Source organism: Pseudomonas sp. AL 58 (assembly GCF_036348395.1).
Classification (GTDB): domain Bacteria; phylum Pseudomonadota; class Gammaproteobacteria; order Pseudomonadales; family Pseudomonadaceae; genus Aquipseudomonas; species Aquipseudomonas defluvii.
The window spans coordinates 115,343-136,311 of the sequence record NZ_JAZBQR010000007.1 but is presented as its reverse complement, the minus strand read 5'-3'; the positions used below and the strand labels follow the sequence as shown (position 1 = coordinate 136,311).

At 61.2% G+C, this 20,969-nt stretch carries 21 protein-coding genes; 5 read left to right on the top strand and 16 right to left on the bottom strand.

Annotated features, from left to right (window positions below; genetic code table 11):
- Nucleotides 1–78: 78 nt before the first annotated feature.
- Nucleotides 79–642 (top strand): hypothetical protein, encoded by a 564-nt coding sequence (locus tag UIA24_RS11115; RefSeq protein WP_330522855.1) that lies wholly within the window; start codon nt 79–81, stop codon nt 640–642.
- 218 nt (nt 643–860) lie between these two features.
- Here UIA24_RS11115 and UIA24_RS11110 read toward each other — a convergent pair whose 3' ends face one another.
- From UIA24_RS11110 to minC, 5 genes are all read right to left on the bottom strand, one after another.
- Complete coding sequence (locus UIA24_RS11110) at nt 861–2,150, bottom strand: M18 family aminopeptidase (RefSeq protein ID WP_065760414.1); 1,290 nt, start codon at nt 2,148–2,150, stop codon at nt 861–863.
- Nucleotides 2,151–2,283: 133 nt separating this feature from the next.
- Complete coding sequence (locus UIA24_RS11105) at nt 2,284–2,919, bottom strand: RluA family pseudouridine synthase (protein WP_065760413.1); 636 nt, start codon at nt 2,917–2,919, stop codon at nt 2,284–2,286.
- 90 nt (nt 2,920–3,009) lie between these two features.
- Nucleotides 3,010–3,264, bottom strand: coding sequence for a cell division topological specificity factor MinE (gene minE, locus UIA24_RS11100; protein ID WP_065760412.1), 255 nt, complete (start codon nt 3,262–3,264; stop codon nt 3,010–3,012).
- A gap of 3 nt (nt 3,265–3,267) precedes the next feature.
- On the bottom strand, nt 3,268–4,080 hold the full coding sequence (minD, locus tag UIA24_RS11095; protein ID WP_065760411.1) for a septum site-determining protein MinD: 813 nt from the start codon (nt 4,078–4,080) through the stop codon (nt 3,268–3,270).
- A 96-nt stretch (nt 4,081–4,176) separates the two neighbouring features.
- Nucleotides 4,177–4,917, bottom strand: a complete 741-nt coding sequence (gene minC, locus UIA24_RS11090) for a septum site-determining protein MinC (protein WP_065760424.1) — start codon at nt 4,915–4,917, stop codon at nt 4,177–4,179.
- Between the two features lie 120 nt (nt 4,918–5,037).
- Here minC and UIA24_RS11085 point away from each other — a divergent pair, with 120 nt between their 5' ends.
- Both UIA24_RS11085 and UIA24_RS11080 read left to right on the top strand, forming a co-directional pair.
- Entirely contained in the window at nt 5,038–5,970 is a 933-nt protein-coding gene (locus UIA24_RS11085; RefSeq protein WP_099775532.1) for a lipid A biosynthesis lauroyl acyltransferase, read from the top strand.
- A gap of 42 nt (nt 5,971–6,012) precedes the next feature.
- Nucleotides 6,013–7,164 carry a patatin-like phospholipase family protein gene (locus UIA24_RS11080; RefSeq protein WP_330522854.1) on the top strand — a complete coding sequence of 384 codons (1,152 nt, stop codon included), beginning with the start codon at nt 6,013–6,015 and terminating at the stop codon, nt 7,162–7,164.
- Here UIA24_RS11080 and UIA24_RS11075 read toward each other — a convergent pair whose 3' ends face one another.
- Both UIA24_RS11075 and UIA24_RS11070 read right to left on the bottom strand, forming a co-directional pair.
- Nucleotides 7,165–7,950 carry an MlaA family lipoprotein gene (locus UIA24_RS11075; protein ID WP_065760408.1) on the bottom strand — a complete coding sequence of 262 codons (786 nt, stop codon included), beginning with the start codon at nt 7,948–7,950 and terminating at the stop codon, nt 7,165–7,167.
- Nucleotides 7,943–9,241: a serine/threonine protein kinase gene (locus UIA24_RS11070; protein WP_065760407.1), complete on the bottom strand. Its 1,299-nt coding sequence runs from the start codon at nt 9,239–9,241 to the stop codon at nt 7,943–7,945. The genes UIA24_RS11075 and UIA24_RS11070 overlap by 8 nt, the downstream gene beginning before the upstream one ends.
- A gap of 236 nt (nt 9,242–9,477) precedes the next feature.
- On the opposite strand from UIA24_RS11070, the gene UIA24_RS11065 reads away from it, so the two are divergent.
- Nucleotides 9,478–9,849 carry a hypothetical protein gene (locus tag UIA24_RS11065; RefSeq protein WP_330522853.1) on the top strand — a complete coding sequence of 124 codons (372 nt, stop codon included), beginning with the start codon at nt 9,478–9,480 and terminating at the stop codon, nt 9,847–9,849.
- Between the two features lie 1,173 nt (nt 9,850–11,022).
- Here UIA24_RS11065 and creD read toward each other — a convergent pair.
- From creD to rloA2, 4 genes are all read right to left on the bottom strand, one after another.
- A complete protein-coding gene (gene creD / locus UIA24_RS11060; protein ID WP_102052205.1) occupies nt 11,023–12,363 on the bottom strand; it encodes a cell envelope integrity protein CreD in 1,341 nt (446 codons plus the stop codon).
- Nucleotides 12,364–12,459: 96 nt separating this feature from the next.
- A complete protein-coding gene (gene creC, locus UIA24_RS11055; protein ID WP_330522852.1) occupies nt 12,460–13,893 on the bottom strand; it encodes a two-component system sensor histidine kinase CreC in 1,434 nt (477 codons plus the stop codon).
- A complete protein-coding gene (gene creB, locus UIA24_RS11050; protein WP_099776048.1) occupies nt 13,893–14,573 on the bottom strand; it encodes a two-component system response regulator CreB in 681 nt (226 codons plus the stop codon). Before creB ends, creC begins: the two co-directional genes overlap by 1 nt.
- A gap of 180 nt (nt 14,574–14,753) precedes the next feature.
- The gene (rloA2, locus tag UIA24_RS11045; protein WP_099776050.1) at nt 14,754–15,257 is read right to left on the bottom strand and encodes a retropepsin-like aspartic peptidase RloA2; all 504 of its coding nucleotides are present in this window, start codon (nt 15,255–15,257) and stop codon (nt 14,754–14,756) included.
- A 179-nt stretch (nt 15,258–15,436) separates the two neighbouring features.
- On the opposite strand from rloA2, the gene UIA24_RS11040 reads away from it, so the two are divergent.
- Nucleotides 15,437–16,324 carry an acyltransferase gene (locus UIA24_RS11040; protein WP_330522851.1) on the top strand — a complete coding sequence of 296 codons (888 nt, stop codon included), beginning with the start codon at nt 15,437–15,439 and terminating at the stop codon, nt 16,322–16,324.
- A 1-nt stretch (nt 16,325) separates the two neighbouring features.
- On the opposite strand, the gene UIA24_RS11035 is transcribed toward UIA24_RS11040, so the two are convergent.
- From UIA24_RS11035 to UIA24_RS11015, 5 genes are all read right to left on the bottom strand, one after another.
- Entirely contained in the window at nt 16,326–17,483 is a 1,158-nt protein-coding gene (locus UIA24_RS11035) for a glutathionylspermidine synthase family protein (protein WP_330522850.1), read from the bottom strand.
- A 9-nt stretch (nt 17,484–17,492) separates the two neighbouring features.
- Nucleotides 17,493–18,197, bottom strand: coding sequence for a DUF1190 domain-containing protein (locus UIA24_RS11030; RefSeq protein WP_330522849.1), 705 nt, complete (start codon nt 18,195–18,197; stop codon nt 17,493–17,495).
- A gap of 15 nt (nt 18,198–18,212) precedes the next feature.
- Nucleotides 18,213–18,641: a DUF350 domain-containing protein gene (locus tag UIA24_RS11025; protein ID WP_102052209.1), complete on the bottom strand. Its 429-nt coding sequence runs from the start codon at nt 18,639–18,641 to the stop codon at nt 18,213–18,215.
- A gap of 74 nt (nt 18,642–18,715) precedes the next feature.
- On the bottom strand, nt 18,716–19,285 hold the full coding sequence (locus UIA24_RS11020; protein ID WP_099776059.1) for a DUF2780 domain-containing protein: 570 nt from the start codon (nt 19,283–19,285) through the stop codon (nt 18,716–18,718).
- A gap of 97 nt (nt 19,286–19,382) precedes the next feature.
- Nucleotides 19,383–19,697 carry a DUF3077 domain-containing protein gene (locus tag UIA24_RS11015; protein WP_330522848.1) on the bottom strand — a complete coding sequence of 105 codons (315 nt, stop codon included), beginning with the start codon at nt 19,695–19,697 and terminating at the stop codon, nt 19,383–19,385.
- Nucleotides 19,698–20,969 lie beyond the last annotated feature (1,272 nt).

The following is a 20,969-nucleotide window of genomic DNA, read 5'->3' as shown; positions in this document are numbered from 1 at the left end:
CCCACAGAAGACCTTTCAACCTCAAATACGAAGGAGAGCGTAAGCCTCTCGGCTGAGGGGTTGAAGTTGAGCGCCAGCATGGCGCAGGTCGATGGCCAGAATGATCAAGCCAGGGATAAATACGAAAGAATTTACGGTACCCATGGCCTTGGTAAAACGGCTTGGTTGCGGGTGAGGATGTATGGCGCAGAGGCTTTCAAACAGTCAGAGGTATCGACAGAGAGCTCGCCTGAGCAGCTGTCTCGAAAGCAGAAGTCCTTTGAGTTCCTACTGTCCATTCATGAAGGAAGGGGTAGGCCGGATAATCCATTTGCAGGGCTATCCCGTTCGGAGCTCGCGGCGATCGTAGAAGACGAAAGCGGTGAATATACGGATGAAGAGCGCTATGTAGCGGATTATGTAAAGGATGGGCTGGATTTCGAGTGTTTTCAGGCAGCAGCCAGCTTTATTTTTTCTGCGGGTGATGCGCGCCCGGTTTATCGCGGCTACATGGAGTTACTGGACAACCTCAGCCCTGTAGAGCGTTTGCGATATCCGGCGGATGATCGTGAAAAAGTTGAACGCCTGCTTGCCCAGGAAGAACAACGCCTTGGCAAACTCCCTGCCGAGTTCTCCATTTGGGAACTGATGGCGCAGGGTTGATGCATTTCAGTGGTTGGCCCGGCAAAGGGCAGCATCGCAGGCAAGCCTTGCTACCACAGAAAATGCAGTGTTCTGCGCAGTTCCCTGTGGGAGTAGGCTTGCCTACGATGGGATCAACGGCCTGCCAGCCAGTGCGCGATATGCGCATCGCTGGCAAAGCTTGATCCCACACGGCCCGGTTCAACTACCCAGCAAGGCCTGCTTCTGCAGGCCGGGTGTTACGGCAGGTCGCGGCTGCGGTAGAACGCCGTCAGTACTTTCACCAGATGCGCCAGGTCATGGCTGCCGCACAGCTCGCGAATGGAGTGCATGGCAAAGGTCGGCAGGCCGATGTCGACGGTACGCACGCCCAGGTGGCTGGCGGTGATCGGGCCGATGGTCGAGCCGCAACCCATGTCGCTGCGTACCACGAAGCTCTGCACCGGCACTTCCTCGGCCATGCACAGATGGCGGAAGAAACCCGCGGTTTCGCTGTTGGTGGCGTAACGCTGGTTGTTGTTGACCTTGATCACCGGGCCGGCGTTGAGCTTGGGGCCGTGGTTGCCGTCATGCTTGTCGGCGTAGTTCGGATGAACGCCGTGGGCGTTGTCGGCCGAGACCAGCAGCGAGCGCTGAATGGTCCGGACGAAATCATCGCCGTCAGGCAGCAGGCGACGCAGGGTTTGTTCCAGCATCGGGCCATCGGCACCACAGGCCGAGGAAGAGCCGACTTCCTCGTGGTCATTGCACACCAGCACACAGGTTTCGTCACTGTCGGCGGCGAGCAGGGCTTGCAGGCCGGCGTAGCAGGACAGCAGGTTGTCCAGCCGCGCCCCGGCGATGAAGTCGCCGTTCAGGCCAACCAGCGCGGCGGTCTGGGTGTCGTAGAAACTCAGTTCGTAGTCCAGCACCACGTCGGCGTTCAGGCCGTGCTCACGCGCCAGTTGATCGGTGAGCAGGGCGCGGAAGTCAACGCGCTCATCGCCGGCCACCTGCGCCAAAATAGGCGGCAGCTCGGTCTGGGCGTTGATTGCCCAGCCCTCATTGGCGGCGCGGTTGAGGTGGATCGCCAGGTTGGGGATCACCGCAATCGGCAACTTGAAGTCGATCAGTTGGCTTTCAACCTTGCCGTCACGGCGGAAGGTTACCCGCCCGGCCAGGGACAGGTCGCGGTCGAACCACGGCGCCAGCAGCGCGCCGCCGTAAACTTCCACGCCCAATTGCAAGAAGCCCTGGCGTTGCAGTTCCGGCTGTGGCTTGACCCGCAGGCACGGGCTGTCGGTATGGGCGCCGACCAGACGGATACCGTCGATCAAGGGCGAGTGTCGACCGAGCTTGAACGCGATGATCGAGGAGTCGTTTCGGGTCAGGTAGTAGCGACCGCCAGCGGTGGTGGCCCAACTGTCGCGCTCGTCAAGGCGCTGGAAACCCGCCGCTTCAAGGCGTAAAGCAAGGCCGGTGGTGGCATGGAACGGCGTGGGGGAGGCCTTCAGAAAATCGATCAGGCCTTGATTCAGAGCATCGCGCATAAGTCACTCCAGACAGCAGTGGCGCGAGTTTAACGTATTGCTTGGGGATTGGGGCGGCCCGAATCGCCAGTAAGGCCGGCTCCAGCAAGGGTGCTGGAGCCGGCCTTACCAGCGATAGAGGCGATGCAATCGATCAGAACGGCGCCGGGCACTCGAAGCGCAACCGCTCGCCGGTTACCGGATGGGTAAAACTCAACATGCTTGCATGCAGGCACAGCCGTTCATGGGCAGCCAATGCTTCGGGGTTGGCGTACAGGCGATCGCCCAGCAGCGGATGGCCGATGGAGAGCATGTGCACGCGCAACTGATGTGAGCGGCCGGTAATCGGCGTCAGCTCAACTCGGCAATGGTCACCGCAACGCTCGACGATACGCCAGAAGGTCAGTGCATGTTTGCCCTGTTCATGGTCCACCACATGGCGTGGCTTGGTTGGCGGGTCGTAGCGCAGGGGCAGGTCGATACTGCCGCTGTCCAGTTCCGGTTGCCCCCAGCACAGTGCGGTGTAGGCCTTCTCGGTTTCCCGGTCATGGAACTGTCGTGACAGCTCGCGGTGGCTGTCGGCATCACGTGCCAGCAGGATGATCCCGGAGGTTTCCCAGTCCAGGCGATGGACGATACGGGCTTCCGGGTAGCCGTTTTCCTGCAGGCGGGTAATCAGGCAGTCGCGGTTGTCCTCGGCGCGGCCCGGGACGGACAGCAGCAGGGTCGGTTTATTGACCACCAGGACAGCGGCATCCTGGTGCAGGATGTGGACGTTGGACAGCGGCATTGCGTGCTCTCTGTAAACACCAACGGCGACCGTCGAGCCCTCGCAGTGCGAAGGCCCGGCGGCCGCCGTGGTGGCTTGCCCGGCTGCCTGTTAGCGGTCGGGCAGGGTGATGTTGAGTTCCAGGATCGAGCAGCTGCCCTGGTTTTCCAGAGCGACCTGCACATCATCGTTGCCGATGTTGACGTACTTGCGGATCACCTCCACCAGCTCCTTCTGCAAGGCTGGCAGGTAGTCCGGGGTACTGCGCTGACCGCGCTCGTGCGCCACGATGATCTGTAGACGCTCTTTCGCAACCGAGGCGGTACTTACTTTTTTGCTGGCACGAAAGAAGTCAAAAAGGTTCATTGATTAGTTGCCTCCAAACAGGCGCTCGAAGAATCCCTTCTTCTGTACATCGAGGAAACGATGCTCCACGGTTTTGCCCAGCAAGCGGTCAACGGTATCGCTGTACGCCTGGCCAGCGTCGCTCTGGTCATCGAGGATGACGGGAACGCCCTGGTTGGATGCCTTGAGCACCGCCTGGGATTCAGGGATAACGCCCAGCAGCGCCACGGCGAGAATTTCCTTCACGTCTTCAACGCCGAGCATTTCGCCCTTGCTCACGCGCTCTGGATGGTAGCGGGTGATCAGCAGGTGTTCCTTGATTGGGTCTTCGCCGTTTTCGGCGCGGCGCGACTTGCTCGCCAACAGGCCGAGCATACGGTCGGAGTCACGTACCGAGGAGACTTCCGGGTTGGTCACGACGATCGCTTCATCCGCGAAGTACATGGCCAGGTGGGCACCTTTCTCGATACCGGCCGGCGAGTCGCAGACCACGTAGTCGAACGAGTCCTTGAGTTCCATCAGGACTTTTTCGACGCCTTCCTGGGTCAGCGCGTCCTTGTCACGGGTCTGGCTGGCAGCCAGTACGTACAGGTTTTCAAGGCGCTTGTCTTTGATCAGGGCTTGTTGCAGGTTGGCTTCGCCGTTCACGACGTTGACGAAGTCATACACCACGCGGCGCTCACAGCCCATGATCAGGTCAAGATTACGCAGGCCAACGTCGAAGTCGACGATGACTGTCTTGTGGCCACGCAGAGCGAGGCCGGTACCGATAGCGGCGCTGGTGGTGGTCTTACCCACACCACCCTTGCCGGATGTAACCACGAGAATCTTGGCCAAGGTGTATCACCCCTAAAGAAAAAAGGACGTTCAGTCCCAAAAAATACAAAACGGCAACGTCGAAAAAAGTTGCGCGGAAAATGGCGGCAGTATCCGTTAAAGACGGGTGATGTTCAACACGTCGCCGGACAGGCTGACCTGTACCCCGGCCCCCCACAGCGGATCGCGGCGCAGGTCTTCGGAGACCTTGTATTGCCCGGCGATCGAGACCAGTTCAGCGGTCATTTGCTGGCAGAAAATCCGTGCCTTGGTGTTCCCCTTGATCCCTGCCAGGGCGCGTCCACGCATTGCCCCGTACACATGGATATTACCGTCGGCAAGAAGTTCCGCCCCCGGGCTGACCGATGAAATCACCACCAGGTCGCCGCCCTGAGCATAGATCTGTTGGCCGCCGCGTACAGGCGAAGTGATGATTTTGGTCGGTTTTACCGCAGGTTCTGCCGGTGGTTCGGGCTTTTTCTTCTCGACCACCGGCTCTGGCAGCTCCACGGGCCGCTCACGGGCGCCGGAAGGCGGCAGCACGGGCAGGTCGATGGCTATCGCGGCAGCAATGTCCTCGATACGGCTGGCGCGAATCGCCAGGGTGCGCAGGCCGTGCTGACGGCAGACGCGCATCAGCCCCGGCAGGTCTACGGCGCCCTCGCTGGCGGGCAACTTGTCCAGGGCCAGTACCAGCGGCGTATTGCTGAAGAAATTGGGGGCCTGGGCAACCTTGGCGGCCAATTGCCGATCCAGGCCCTCAAGGTTGTTTTGCGCAAGCTCAAGCACAGTAATGGCGAGCATGCTGCCCTTGAGCTGGAACACGGGTTCTTGGTCGGGCGTCTGAGTTTGGCTCATGGTCTGCATCGGGCGACTTGTTACGAAAAAGTGCCCAGACTTATAACGAGATCGTTCGTTAGCCGCAACCCGCACCGAACCGTTGTAGAATGCGCGGCCTTTGTCTTTCCGGAATCTTGAATGGATCGCCCGCGTTTTCGTCCGTATTTTTTGCACCCGCGCTTCTGGCCTTTGTGGCTGGGCCTGGGCCTGCTCTGGTTGATCGTACAGTTGCCTTACCGGGTATTGCTGGCTATCGGCCGTGGCCTCGGGCTAGCCATGTACCGCGTCGCTGGCGAGCGTCGGCGTATTGCCGCACGCAATCTCGAGTTGTGTTTCCCCGAGCTGTCGTCCGACGAGCGGACTCGCCTGCTCAAGGAAAATTTCGCCTCCACCGGTATCGCATTCTTCGAGATGGCCATGAGCTGGTGGTGGCCAAAAGCCCGCCTGGCACGCCTGGCGCACATCGAAGGGCTGGAACACCTGCAGGCCGCGCAGCGTGATGGCCAGGGCGCCATCCTGATGGCGTTGCATTTCACCACGCTGGAGATCGGTGCGGCCTTGCTTGGCCAGAAACACACCATCGACGGCATGTACCGCGAACACAAGAACCCGCTGTTCGACTTTGTTCAGCGCCAGGGGCGCGAGCGGCACAACCTCGACTCGCTGGCGGTGGAGCGTGAAGACGTGCGCGGCATGCTCAAACTGCTCCGTGCCGGCCGGGCGATCTGGTACGCGCCAGACCAGGACTACGGCGCCAAGCAGAGCCTGTTTGTGCCGCTGTTCGGCATTCAGGCTGCGACCGTGACGGCAACCACCAAGTTCGCCCGCCTGGGCAAGGCCAGGGTGATCCCCTTTACCCAGCAGCGCCTGGCCGATGGTAGCGGCTACCGGTTGGTGATCCATCCGCCGCTGGCTGACTTCCCGGGTGAGACCGAAGAAGCCGATTGCCTGCGCATCAACCAGTGGGTTGAGGCCTCGGTCCGTGAATGCCCTGAGCAGTATCTCTGGGCGCATCGACGCTTCAAATCGCGGCCACCAGGGGCGCCGAAGCTTTACGAAAAACGGCGTTAGTCCATGTACGGACTTTCCAGCGAGTTCTCAGGGAGCAACAGCATGGCAGCAGCAGAACCGGTCACCGGTCTGATCCTTTCCGGCGGCGGTGCCCGTGCCGCTTATCAAGTCGGGGTGCTGGCCGGGATTGCCGATCTATTGCCAGCGGGTGCTGCCAATCCCTTCCCGGTGATTGTCGGTACCTCGGCCGGCGCCATCAATGCCGTCACCCTGGCCAGCGGCGCCATGCAGTTTTCCGAGACGATTCACAAGCTCACCGAGCTTTGGCAAGGCTTTCGCAGCAGTCAGGTGCTGCGCAGTGATTGGCCAGGCGTGGTGCGCCAGGCTGCGCGCTTTGTCTTTCACAGCCTGTTGGGGCTGGGTAGGCCAGTACCGGTTGCGTTGCTCGACAGCTCCCCGTTGCGCGGTCTGCTCAATACGCATTTGAACCTGAATGGCATTACCACGGCGATCGAGCAAAAACACCTGCACGCCGTGGCGGTGACCGCCTTCGGTTACGAGTCGGGGCAGGCCGTGACCTTCTATCAGGGGCGTGGTGCTATCGACCCTTGGTTGCGCCACCGACGCATCGGCATGCCCACGCGCTTGACCATCGAGCACCTGCTGGCCAGCTCGGCGATCCCCTTGCTTTTTGCGCCGGTCATGTTGGGCCAGGAGTTCTATGGTGATGGTGCAGTGCGCCAGTCGGCGCCGATCAGCCCAGCACTGCACCTGGGTGCGAACCGGGTACTGGTGGTCGGGGTCAGTGGTAACCCCCAGCAGCCATCGGTACCTCACCCGCATCAGCGCAGCTTCAGAGGCCAGCACCCGAGCTTGGCGCAAATTGGCGGGCACATGCTCAACAGCACCTTCATTGACAGCCTGGAAGACGACCTGGAGTTACTGCAGCGGCTTAACCACCTGAGCCACCTGTTGCCGTCCGAGCGACGCCCCAAGCACTTGGGGTTGACGCCAGTGGAAGTGCTGGTGGTCGCGCCCAGCCAGCCGCTGGATGAAATCGCAGCCCGTCACCGGCGCGAGTTGCCAGCGGCTTTGCGCCTGTTCCTGCGTGGGCCGGGGGCGACCAGGACCAGCGGCGCCGGAGTGCTCAGCTACCTGCTGTTCGAGGCCAGCTACTGCAGTGAGCTGATTGAACTGGGGCGGCGCGATGCCCTGGCCAAGCGTTCGCAGCTCAGCCGGTTTCTCGGGCTCTGATCACTCATTGATCTGCAGTTGCCGTGCTGCCGTGTAAACGTAGCGCACCTTCTCATATTCGAATGGCGAGTTCGTCTGGCCATAGCGGAAGCTGGTGGTGTAGCGCTTGTCGACCGCGCGTAGCACGACCAGTTCCGGGTGATTGCTGCTGACCTCGGCAACGTTGAGGAAGTTGATCTGCGTCTCGCCGCTATAGTCCACCACCAGCCCGCCGGTATCACGCAGGTTGGACGGGCCGAGGATCGGTAGCATCAGGTAGGGGCCTTCGGGCACACCATAGAAGCCCAGTGTTTGGCCGAAGTCTTCGCTTTGGTGCGGAATGCCCATTTTGGTGGCCGGATCCCACAACCCTGCGACCCCAATCGTGGTGTTCAGCAACAGGCGCGCGGTGACCTCCATCGAGCGCTTGCCCTTGAGCTGCAACAGGCTGTTGAACAGGTTAGGTACATCGCCCAGGTTGCTGAAGAAGTTGCTCACGCCGCTACGGACGAAGCCCGGCGTAATCGCCTGATAGCCATTGACCACGGGCAGGAACACCCACTGATCGAAGCGGTAGTTGAAGTGGTACACCCGGCGATTCCAGGACTCCCATGGGTCGTAGACGTTCAGGGCGGTGAGCGTCGAACGCTCAAATTCGCGCTGGTCCAGGCCTGGGTTGAACTTCAGGGTCTTGAGCGGCTGGGTAAAACCATCCGCGTCCGCCGTACGCGTCTGGTTCGAAGGGCCGTCGGCCTGGGCCAGGCCGGCGGTGAACAGCGCCGATAGGAATAGAAGTTTTTTAACCACGGAAAAACTCCAGCATGGCGTCGCTGTTGACGCGGTAATTGATGTTGCCGCAATGGCCTCCATGTGGGTAAAGCGTCAGGCGGTCACCAAAGGTGCTACGCAGAAAACCGATATCGCCGGGGCCGAGGATCACGTCGTCGGCGTTGTGCATCACGGCGATTTTCGAGCTGCCCTTGAGGTAGTCCTTCAAGGCATACAGGCTGACCTGATCGATCAGTTGCAGCAGGCTGCCGCCATCGGTACGGGCACGCCACATCGGGATGACCTGCTCAGTCAGGTAGCAGTCGAAGTCGCACTGCAGGGCGCGCTTGAAGAAGAGCGTCAGGCTACTGCCTTCGGTGATCGGGTACTTGGGCGGGGTGATCAGGCCGCGGCGGTTGATCAGGTCCGAAGTGAAGGCAATATCGGCCGCGGAAAAGCGGAACGAGGTACCAATCACCATGGCCATCTGCTCGTTGGACAAATGCTGGCGCGACTGCTGGAAGTCGTAGAGCAAGGCATCGTTGAGGTCGATGTAGCCCTTTTGCTGGAAGTAACGGGTCAGCTTGCCCAGCACCAGCTCGTAGAACGTGGTGCTGTTGTTGATGCCCTTGACCTGCGTCTGCACCAACTTGTCGAGGTTACTGACGGAGGTATAGAGGTTCACGGGTGGGTTGAGCAGCAGTACGCGCTTGAAGTTGAAACTGCGTCGGGTCTCATCCAGATGGCTGACAAACGCCGCGTCGAGGGCGCCGAGGCTGTAGCCGGTGAGGTAGAAGTCGGTGATGGGCAAATGTGAGTGCTGAGCCCTTACTGCTTGCATCACGCGGTACATGTCTTCGGCGTCGTCCTTGGAAACCCCGGGGGTGGCGAAGCGCGAAGCCGAGGTCATGAAGTCGAAACTCGTGGGCGACGACAACTGCACCACATGGTAACCGGCCTTGTAGTAGAGCTTCTTCAGGTACTCGTTGAGGCTGCTGTTGTAAGGCGCACCGGTGCCGGCAATGAGGAAAATCAGCGGTGCGGGGTGGTCCTGACGGGCCATTCGATAGCGCAGTTTTTTCACGGGCCAAAAGTTGTCGGGCAGGCTGAACGCCCGCTCAGGCCTGAGATTCAGGCTGTAATCGGACTGACGGATATCCTCATCACTGGGCAGCTCCGGGCGCAGCTCGGGCGGGGTCGAGGCGATGGTCGCTTCAAAGGGATTGGTCAGTGGGTAACCGTAGCTGGCGGCATCGATATCGGCCGCCAAGGCGCACGCACTCAGCAGGAGGCCACCCAACAAAGTGGCAAGGTGCAGTGATCGAAGCATGACGAGTCCCCGGAAAATACAAGCGAAATGCGCAGGTTAGGACAACCCTGAGGCTGGCAAAGTTGCCAAGCGGTGTTGCATTCATCGCAGCCGATAGTGCCGTTGCGGCATCTGTTGCTGCAACAACAGGTTTGATTGGTCATACGGGTAAAGTAGCCCAGGCTGGCGCTTTCGCCTTGCATAGACCGTTTGGACGATTATGCTGGGTGCCGATTTTCAGGATTTTGGAGTTGCGCATGCCCCGCTTGTTACCGTTTGTCGCTTTGCTGGTTTTGCTGCCGTTGTGGCTGGCCGCAAGCTACGGGGTGCGTTACGTGTTGATGGAAGACCCACAGTGGGTTGGCCTTTGCCTGGAACAGGCGACGACCTGGTCGTGTCAGGTGCGTTCGACGTTGGGTTTGATGATCCACTGGCGGGTACTGGCCTGGACGGCGTTGAGCCTGGCACTGCTGGCGATGCTGATCCCGGGGCGTGCCGGCTGGCGTATGGCGGTGTTGGCATTACTGTTCGGGATTCCGGCCTTGGTCTTGTACACCGCCAGTATGGCCGTGTTTGCCGTGGTGCTTGCGGCGTTGCGCCTGGTTAGGCAGGCGCCGCGTACCCCCTGAGACCGTGTTGAGCCTATCGCAGGTAAGCCTGCTGTGGCAGCCAAACGCCGCGAACTCAAGGACACCCCACCGACGCCATCGCAGGCAAGCCAGCTCCAACAGAGCCCGCGCAGCCTGTAGGAGCCGGGCTTGCCCGCGATGCAGCCACCGCGTACTCACTGACACCCCACCGACGCCATCGCAGGCAAGCCAGCTCCAACAGCGCCCGCGCAACCTGTAGGAGCCGGGCTTGCCCGCGATACAAACGCCGCGCACTCACGGACACCCCACCGACGCCATCGCAGGCAAGCCAGCTCCAACAGAACCCGCGCAGCCTGTAGGAGCGGGTCTTGCCCGCGATGCAAACGCCGCGAACTCACGGACACCCCACCGATGCCATCGCAGGCAAGCCAGCTCCAACAGCGCCCGCGCAACCTGTAGGAGCCGGGCTTGCCCGCGATACAAACACCGCGAACTCAAGGACCCCCCACCGAAGCCATCGCAGGCAAGCCAGCTCCAACAGCGCCCGCGTAACCTGTAGGAGCGGGTCTTGCCCGCGATGCAGCCACCGCGTACTCACGGACACCCCACCGACGCCATCGCAGGCAAGCCAGCTCCAACAGAGCCCGCACAACCTGTAGGAGCCGGGCTTGCCCGCGATGCAAACGCCGCGCACTCACGGGCACCCCACCGACGCCATCGCAGGCAAGCCAGCTCCAACAGATCCCGCGCCAGCCTGTAGGAGCCGGGCTTGCCCGCGATGCAAACGCCGCGAACTCTCGATCACCCCACCGACGCCATCGCAGGCAAGCCAGCTCCAACAAAGCCCGCGCCAGCCTGTAGGAGCCGGGCTTTCCCGCGATGCAGACACCGCGAGCTCACTGACACCCCACCGACGCCATCGCAGGCAAGCCAGCTCCAACAGAGCACGCGCCAGCCTGTAGGAGCCGGGCTTGCCCGCGATGCAAACGCCGCGAGCTCACTGACACCCCACCGATCCCATCGCAGGCAAGCCTGCTCCAACAGATCCCGCGCCAGCCTGTAGGAGCCGGGCTTGCCCGCGATGCAAACGCCGCGAACTCACGGACACCCCACCGACGCCATCGCAGGCAAGCCAGCTCCAACAAGGGCTGAACAGCCTGGCGATATTTATCGCCAGCGCCGCCCCGGCACAACGCTCCTCGCGTAAACCGCTCATTGCAGCTTGCCCTGCCCTACCCGGTACCAGTCCAGGCGCCGGGTCAGGATCATGAATACACCCAGCAGGCCGAACAGCAGCAACGATCCCATCAGCAAGGCGTAGTCCTCTGCGCTGAGCAAGCCATAGAGCATGCCGTACAGTACCGCCAGTCCCCCGCTGAAGCTCAGCGCTCGGCCCAGGCTGTGCAACACATGACTCAGGTAGAAACCAATCAGCAACACGCAAGCACTGGCCGAAATCGCATAGGCCGGGCCGAAGCCCACGTGCTCGGACAGCGACAGCAACAGCAGGTAGAAAAACGCCAGGGCAACACCCACCAGCAAGTACTGGATCGGGTGAACACTGAGGCTTTTCAACACTTCGAAGAGGAAGAAGCCGGCAAAGGTCAGGGCAATGAACAACAACGCATATTTGATCGCCCGCTCACTCTTGAGGTACTGATCCACCGGGTCGATAAAGCTCACGCCAAAGGCGCGTTCCTTGAACTCCAGGCAAGACTCGTTGTTCACGCACTGGCTCAAGGCGTCTTCCATGTTGGTGGAGAAGAACGAGGTCTTCCAATTGGCAGTGAAGCTCTGGCTGTCGATCAGGCGACTGCTCGGCAGGTAGTTACCGACAAAACTGGGGTGAGGCCAATTGGCCGCCATGGTCACATTGCTGCTACGCCCCACCGGCAACACTTGCAGTTTCCCGGTACCTTGCAGGCTGACATCAAAGGCGTAATCCAGAACGGTCTCGTTGCGGCTGTCCAGCGCGGGCAGTGCCACATGCACCCCGGCACCCAACCAGCTCAGGCCCGTGCCCGGCTGGAAATCCATCGACTGGCCGTTCAGGTCCAGCTTCAGGCCTTTCTCGATGCCGCGGATGTCGCTGATCGCCACCGCCAGGAACGGCGCATCGAAGGTGTAGTCCTCAAAATCATTGCCTAAACCCAGCTTCACCGGAATCTGGAACTGGCCGTTGATGCGGTTTTCGGCGTGGTACAGGCGCGCTTCGTAGATGCCGCGTGAACGCAGCTCAGTGTCGATCCTGGCGTTCAGATCGAAGGTCTCCGGCAGGAAATACAAGTGGCCGTTGACCGTTTTCACGTCCTGATAGAGTGCGCCACCCCCTTCCGGGGTTTTCCACTGCCGCTCAATCTTGCGGTACGGCACCACCAGCAATGGGCCGCTGAGCGTCTGGCTGAAGCTGGAGCTCTGGGCGATGTCCTGCACCACGCCGTCGCGCAGCGACTGGCGCTCCTGGATCAGCCCACCAATCATCAGCAACGGTACCAGCAACAACACAATCAAAAAGGCGATAGCGCCCAGTTTCAGGCTTAGGTTTCGGTTCATGCTCAAGGCTCCGGTTTCGATGCCACAGAGTGTGTGTCAGCGTTATGGAGCCTTGAGGGAGCGAATATGGAGACTTTGTGTAGATGCGGTGAAGCCTCAGTTGAATCGGTTGGCCGGTAGCCACAGGCGAACCCGCACACCACCCTCGACATTGCCGACGTCCAGCGAACCGCCGTGCAGTTGCAGCACCTCTTCGACAAAGTTCAGCCCAAGCCCGGTGCTCTTGCGCCCTGTACGCGGGCGCGGCAAGGAATAGAAGCGTTCACTGAGCCGCCCCAGCGCATAGTCGGGAATCGCCTCGCCCTGGTTGAACAGGCTCAGCGCAACACGCTGCCCGTCCCGTTCCAGCTCGAACAGCAGCATCCCGTCTGGAGGGGTGAAGTCCAGCGCGTTATCCAGCAAGTTGGCAATCGCCTGGTGCATCAGGAACGGCTCGCAGAGCAGCTGGAGTTCATGCGGCAAACGCTGCCGCACCTGCAGGCCGGCACTTTCGATACGGGCACTGTGGGCCAGCAACAGGTCGTCGACCATCCGCGCCAGTGGCACCCACTCTTGCGCATCAAGGCTCTGCAACTGCTCCACCTGCGCGAGGTTGAGCAGGCGCTCGATCAGTTGCTGCATCCGCGCGCTTTCGCTTTCTATGTTGCCGGCAAAGCGTTGCCGCTGAGCCTCCGGCATTGGCCCCTGAAGCAACTCGCTGGCACCGCGAATGGCCGCCAGCGGGCTTTTCAGCTCATGGGTCAGGGTGTGCACATAGCGCTCGACATAGGCTTTGCCTTCAAGCTGGGTACGCATTCGCTCCACAGCCCCGGCCAACTGTGCCAACTCGCCACCACGGTAATGTGGCAGTTCCGCACGCTCGCCCTCACTGACTGCCAGGGCATAACGGGTCAGGCGCTGCAATGAGGTCGCCAACCACCAGGACAACCCGGCCCCCACCAGCAACCCGAGGGCGATCAGACCGACACCGAGGTACAGCAAACGGCGTTCGGAGCGGTCGATATAGGGCTGCAGCGAGCTGTTGGGCTTGGCCACCGTGACCACACCGATGATCGTGCCGTTATCCAGAATCGGCGCACCGACATGCATCACCGAGGACGCCGGATCGTCAGGGTCGCTGCGGGTCGAGCGGGCGCCGTACTGCCCACGCAGGGTCAGGTAGACGTCGTTCCAGCGCGAGTAGTCCTGGCCCACTGCCAGGTCGCTGGAATCAAGCAGAACGATACCCTTGGCATCGGTCACGTAGATGCGGTGGTTGACCTCGGTCTTGGGCAGCCCCCAGATCTGCGCTCGCGGCTGCCGCTGGCCATAGGCCTGGAGCACCTGCGGCAACTGGCTCTGGCCCAAGGTGCCGGCCTTGACGTCCGCGCGCAGGATCTCGGCCAGCAGGTTGGCGGTGTCCACCAGGGTTTCCTCGGCAGACTGACGCACACCAGGGCGAATTTCCTCGCGCACGGTGTTGATCAGAAAGTAGCCCGTCAGGCCGACAAACAGGAAGTAGACCAGAAAAATCCGTATCCCCAGGCGCATCAGCTATGGCTCGGGCTATAGCTGTAGCCCAGCCCGCGGTGGGTCTGGATGGGCTCTGCCTCGCCGGCCACCTGACGCAGCTTGGCGCGCACGCTCTTGATATGGGTATCGATACTGCGCTCATACCCGGCATCGGCCGGCACCCCGACCGCATCGAGCAACTGCTCACGGCTGAACACCCGCTCCGGTTGCTCCAGCAGGCACTGCAACAGACGAAACTCGTGCCGGGTCAGGCCCAACGGCTGACCACGGTAATTGATCTGCATACGCACGGTGTCGAGCACAAAGGGCTCAAGGCTGCCCAACGCCTCGGTACGCGGCGCCATGCGCTTGAGAATCGCCCGAACCCGGGCCGCGACTTCACGCGGGCTGAAGGGCTTGACCACATAATCGTCGGCACCGATCTCCAGGCCCACCACACGGTCGATCTCACCGTCACGGGCACTGAGGAACATCACCGGCACCTCGCTGAAGCGACGTAACTGGCGGCAGGTTTCAAAGCCACTGATATCCGGCAGGCCGATATCGAGAATCACCAGATCAGCCGGACGCAGACGCTGCTGCTCCAGTGCCGCGTTCCCCAGCGTCACCCACTCAGTGCTGTGGCCTTCACCCTGCAGGGCGTAGATCAGGGTATCGGCAATGGCCGCTTCGTCTTCGACAATCAAGATATGGGGCATGGCATCCAGGCCTGGCGGTAATCGGTCGCCACTTGTAAGAGATTCAGGTGTGGCTGACAAGGCCCAGAAACTCTATACCTCCACAAAGGCCAGCGTTGCCGGCGATAGGGTCGCGGTGGTGTCAGCCATTAACCCGGCGCTCCTATCGTCGGCAAGGCCGACCTGTACAAGGCTAGACCATCAGCATGCAGGCTTACCCGCCGTGAAGCGTCGCGCCGGGTTCACGGCCGCGCCAAACTCGCGCAGAGCCTTGGCGCCGATCAGCAATGGGTAGTTGAAACTGCTGCGGTCGGCCAGGTTCACTTCAACGGTGCGCTTGGTATCGCCAAGGCACAGCTCCAGATCAATCACCGGGCGCTTGGTCACGTCGGCACCTTCGCCTCCATCATCCTCTTCATCCGCACGGTTCTTGATCTTGCTGATACGCGCCAGCTTGTGCTCGTAGACCTTACCGTCTGAATCCTTGGTGGCCAGGCGAAAACGCACCCAATCTTCACCGTCGCGCTGGAAACGCTCGATGTCCTTGGCCGACAACGACGCCGTCAATGCCCCGGTGTCCATCTTGGCCTTGAGGGTTTCGCCGATCTCCGGCAAGGCGATGTATTCATAACGGCCATACAGGGTCGGCTCGGCGGCCATCACCGGCAGGGCCAACAGGGAAAGCAATGCGAGTAAGGGTTTCACCGGGTTGGCTTCCTTGAGAAAAGACAGTGATTAGACTACAGAGGCAGCATAGGTTCGGTGTCACAGGGTATTAAAGACAATGTGAAACATTTGTCTGCCAAGAGCGGGCCGCCATATTTGGCGTAAACCCCGCCGCTGCTTATCATTACTGACCGCTTACCCAAGAATAAGAGTTCTTTATGCGCCGCCTGCTGACCGGCAGTCTCGTGACCTTGCTGCTATTGCTCAACACCCTGGCACTGATTGGCCCGCTCACCGTATTTGCCCTGCTCAAGCTGGTGCTCCCCGGCCACTACCGCGACTACGCCTCCACGGCGGTGAAGTGGATTGCCGAAACCTGGGCCGAAATCGACAAACTGATCTTCGCGCTGTGCATCCCCACCCAATGGGACGTGCGAGGTGCCGCCGACTTGCGCCTGGACACCTCGTACCTGGCCGTCAGCAACCATCAGACCTGGGTCGATATTCCGGCGTTGATCCAGGCCTTGAACCGGCGCATTCCGTTCTTCAAGTTCTTCCTGAAGAAGGAGCTGATCTGGGTGCCACTGCTGGGCCTGGCCTGGTGGGCGCTGGACTACCCGTTCATGAAGCGCTACAGCAAGGCCTTTCTGGCCAAGCACCCGCACCTCAAGGGGCATGACCTGGAAATCACCAAGGCCGCCTGCGAGCTGTTCAAGCGCCAGCCGGTCACCGTGGTCAACTACCTGGAAGGTACCCGCTTCAGCGAGGCCAAGCGCCTCGAACAGCACTCCCCCTACCGCCACTTGCTCAAGCCCAAGGCCGGTGGTGTTGCGTTCGTGCTGGCTGCACTGGGCGAGCAACTCGACGCCCTGCTCGACGTCACGCTGGTCTACCCCGGTAACAAAGCGCCAGGCTTCTGGGACCTGCTTAGCGGTTCAGTGCCCAAGGTGATCATTGATATCCAGGTGCGCGAACTCGACCCGGCCCTGTGGGCTGGCGACTACGAGAGCGACCCAGCGTTCCGTCAGACCGTGCAGGACTGGGTCAACCAGCTCTGGCACGACAAGGACGCCCGCATCGAGGCCCTGCGCGCCGAGCTGCGCTGATTCAACCGATAATCGCATGGGGCAGGAAGCGGCTACTGTCCTTGGTGATCAGCGAATTGTCCTCGCGAATACCGATACCGGCCGGTAGATCACCGACCATCCAGCTGCCGATTACCGTGTAGTTGTCGCCAAAGCGTGGCAACGCCTGGAACTGCTGGATGATGCTTGGCCCACCGCCGTAAGGGCCGTCTTCGACGATACGCTGCCCCTGGCCGGTATGAATCTCCACGTTCGCCCCCTCACGGGAAAAAAACGGTTTGCGCACCCAGCCCTTTTCCAGGGGCTGGGCGGGTGTCGGCTCGATAAACGCCGGCAACAGGTTCGGATGACCCTCGTGACGCTCCCAGAGCAACGCCAGCATGCCCTTGTTGGAGAGGATCGCTTTCCAGGGCGGCTCAACGAACAAGGTGCCGCTGCCAGCAATCGCCGGGCCGAACGGGTCGTTGAAGATCTCTTCCCAAGGGTAGAGCTTGAACAGGCTTGGAATCGGCGCACCGACCGGATCGACAAACTGCCCGCCCCGGCTCAGGCCGATGTCTTCCATGTCAACCAGGCGCGCATCGAGCCCGGCACCCGCGGCGATGTCGCGCAGGTATTCCACCGTGCCACGGTCTTCCACCGAGCCCTTCACCGAAGCGAAATAGAACGGTGTAGCAAAGCGGTTGGCCGTCATGACCTGGGTCAGCTTCTCTTCCAGGCTGTTGAATTGGTCGGCATCGCCCGGCAACACACCACGGCGCATCTGCTCTTCCAACCAGAGGTACTGGAAGAAACTCGCTTCGTACAATGAGGTGGGCGTGTCGTAGTTGGCCTCCAGCAATTTGGCCGGGCCAGAACCGTCATAGCAGAGGTCCATGCGCCCGTAGAAATGCGGGTGCCCGTCGCGCCAGGAACGGCGAATCAACTCATGGTAAGCCGTCGGGATCGCCAGGCGGTCGAGCAAGGCGTCGCTCTCCACCACCTCAGCCACCAGCGCCATGCACAGCTCATGCAGCACGCGGGTCGGCTCCTCCAGGTCATCCTCGATCTGTCGCAGGCTGAACTGGTAATAGGCGCTTTCATCCCAATACGGTTCGCCATCGAAGGTATGGAAGTTGAAACCGAAATGCTCGGCGGTGGCTTTCCAGCCCGGGCGCGGGGCAACCGCTATACGTTTCATCTGCGCACCTCAGGAGCTAAAGCCACCACGCGCCGAGGCACGCGATACAAAGCCATTGTGACTGCCGATGGCGAATGGCCGGGGCGATTGCGCCAATGCTGTCGGGTGCAGCGCGCTGCCAGCCGGCACCGTCGCGGGGTGAGTACCGTCCAGCGCATGCGGCAAGGAACTGAAGGGCGTCGACGTCGGGTGGTTCGGATCAAGCCCGGCGTACTGGTTGCCTGCGGCGACCTGCTCGGTCAACGAAGTAACCTTGAACGCATTGCGGCCATCACGCTCGTGGTAGATCGCCTCAGTGGAATAATGCGGCTCGGTGTCGGTGTAGTCGTAGAACCGGGTGCCGCCCGTCGACGTCGACCCAGCTCCTGAGGTGTCGTCACTACCATCGGCATACACCTGCCGGTCGACGGTCAAGGCGAAGCCTTCCATCCGTGGCACGAAATTGCCGGCAAAGTTGCGCGTATCGCATTCCTGGAAAACCTCCTCGCAAGCCTCAAGGCTCACGAAGCGCGGCGCATTGGCGTAATGGTGCTGTTGCGCGCCCAACCAGGCCTGCAGACAGACCTGACGGTTGATCCCGGTCATGGCGCAATGGTCGACGTCCTGAAAGCGCTTCACCTCGCTGACCACGCGGGTCGGTCGTTCACCACAGGCAGACAGCACCAGCGGCAGACTGCCCAGCGCAATCAGCCGTACTCGTTTACTGCGTTTCATCGCGGTGCTCCCTGATCAGGCGGCGGGTGTCATGCAGGCAGCATTGAGCAACCCGATACTGATCGAGACCGCAGCCAACAGGATGGCCGAGGCCATCTCCTGACGAGCGATGCGCTCGGCCATGCCTTTGACACAGCGGTTCACCACCACGAATGCCAACAGTTGCACCACCGCCGCGATCACCGCCCAGAGCAGGAAGTCCAGCAGCGAAATGGAATGAGAGACAGCACTGGCCACCGGAATGGCAAAGCCCACCAGCGCACCGGCCAGGGCAACAGCGGCAGGCGTGTTGCCTTCGCGAATCAGGCGCAGTTCGTTATAGGGCGTAAGACGGGTATAGATCAGCGCATAGAGCGCGAACAGCGCAGCGGCGCCACCCATGTAGACGACGAAACCGAGCACGGCCTCAGCCGGCAAGGACATCTTCAGAGCATCCATGAACATTGCAGTTACCTATCCTTGTAAAACGGCTCGGGAGGCTACCACAGCCCCCCTCACGCGCAAACCGCGCCCGCCGGTCAGGCTGAAGGCAGTGCTGCCTGGCTACCCCAGATGGTGCCCAGGTTCTGCAACAACGAATTGGCCACGCCTTGCTGGCCAAGGAACTGCAGCAACAGCGGGGCAAATTGGCCAATGAGGCCGGTGTCCATGCCCAACAGGCTGAAGGCGTTGTTCAGGTCGTTGGTGTCTTTCACATTGCCCAAGGCATTGCTCAGCGCCGATTGCTGACCGTCGCTCTTGCCCATCAGCGCGATCAAGCCATTCAAGCCACCCAGCGCGTTATCACCGGTGAGCAGGTTAAGCCCTGGGACCGCTTGGGTCAGCTGCGAGAACTCGTCACCACTCAGTTGGTTCTTCGCCAGGCCAAGCAACGCGCCCGTGCCACCCACGGCTTGTTCGGGGGTGATGTTCAACTGGCTGCCCAAAGTGTTTAGTAGGTTCGCCGACGCAGGCGCAGCAATGACGGCAGGGCCTTCGCTGTCTGTGCCTTGCATGGCCGAGACGGCATTGGCGGCATCGCTGAGGTTAAAGGCAAAGACCGGGCTGGCGGCCAGGGTCATCAGGGTTACCAGGGCAAAGCGCTTCATCAAATGACCTCTTGAGCCTTAACGGCGGGAAACGGTCATTTGACTGGCCTGCCTCAGGATTGTTCCGTGCTGACTGACCGCCAGTGGTCGGGTGTTTTCAGCCTGAGCGTTCGCTTAGGGCGCGCACCTCGATCCCGTCGAGCAAGGCGTCGACCAGGCCCTTGGCCATTTCTACCGAATGCATCGTGGACCAGAGAAAGCCCTTGGCCGACTCGTCGGCGGTGTCGCTGGCCTGATGAGCCGTGTCGTAGGCGCCGCGCAAGAACAGAGAGACATGCACCAGCGCGTCATGGGGTTCGATACCGGGGCGCACGAGAAACATAGGGTCGTGGCCGGCACCACAGAGGCCGAAGAGCGTGCTGGCGGTTGGGGCAAGGGTTTCGTGGGGTGGATCTGGAACGATTTTCTTCATGGAAAGCTCCCATTACGGTTGAGCTGGACACATCCCGTTTCCACACGAAGAGGTGGCAGCTGTACGCGGGGTGGAAAACCAGGGTAATGGGTAACCCGGCAGACCCGAAGGTCTCCCACGTACAGCCGCCATAACGACAGCCACCACATTACCGGTCCGGGTTTCCACGCCCGTTCGCCGAATTGTCAGCGACACGAGCAGCGTAGGTGGGCAACATTTCCAAGACAAGCCAATGGGTGCCGACAGCGTTCGTAGGATATTTCCTAGAACAGGTTATCTGCCAGCAATTTCATGTCATCAGGCGCTATCGCAACGTTCATGCTGTACCTAAGGGAGGCTTGCCTGCGATGGTTTCGTGGGGTGGATCTGGAACGATTTCCTTCATGGAAAGTTCCTGATGCAGGTGTAGCTGCACCCTTCCGTTTCCACACGAAGAGGTGGCAGCTGTACGCGGGGTGGAAAACCGGATGCATCAGGTAACCCCGGCAGACCCGAAGGTCTCCCGCGCACAGCCGCCATAACGACAGCCGCCACATTACCGGTCCAGGTTTCCACGCCAGTTCGCCGAGTTGTCAGCGACTCGGGCAGCGTAGGTGGGCAACATTTCCAAGACAAGCCAATGGGTGCTGACAGCGCTCGTAGGATGTTTCCTAGAACAGGTTATCTACCAGCAATTTCATGTCTTCAGGCGCTATCGCAGGCAAGCCTGCCACAGGCTGCCCGCTCTTTGTTGGAGCTGGCTTGCCTGCGATGACGTCGGTGGGGTGATCGCGAGTTCGCGGCGTTTGCATCGCGGGCAAGCCCGGCTCCTACAGGCTGGCGCAGGCTCTGTTGGAGCTGGCTTGCCTGCGATGGCGTCGGTGGGGTGATCGCGAGTTCGCGGCGTCTGCATCGCGGGCAAGCCCGGCTCCTACAGGCTGGCGCGGGCTCTGTTGGAGCTGGCTTGCCTGCGATGGCCTCGGCGCGGTGTCAGTGCGTTAGCGGCGTTTGCATCGCGGGCAAGCCCGGCTCCTACAGGTTGCGCGGGCTATGTTGGAGCTGGCTTGCCTGCGATGGCCTCGGTGGGGGGCCCGTGAGTTCGCGGCGTCTGCATCGCGGGCAAGACCCGCTCCCACAGCCGGCGCGAGTTCTGTTGGAGCTGGCTTGCCTGCGATGACGTCGGTGGAGTGATCGCGAATTCGCGGCGTTTGCATCGCGGGCAAGCCCGGCTCCTACAGGCTGGCGCGGGCTCTGTTGGAGCTGGCTTGCCTGCGATGGCGTCGGTGGGGTGAT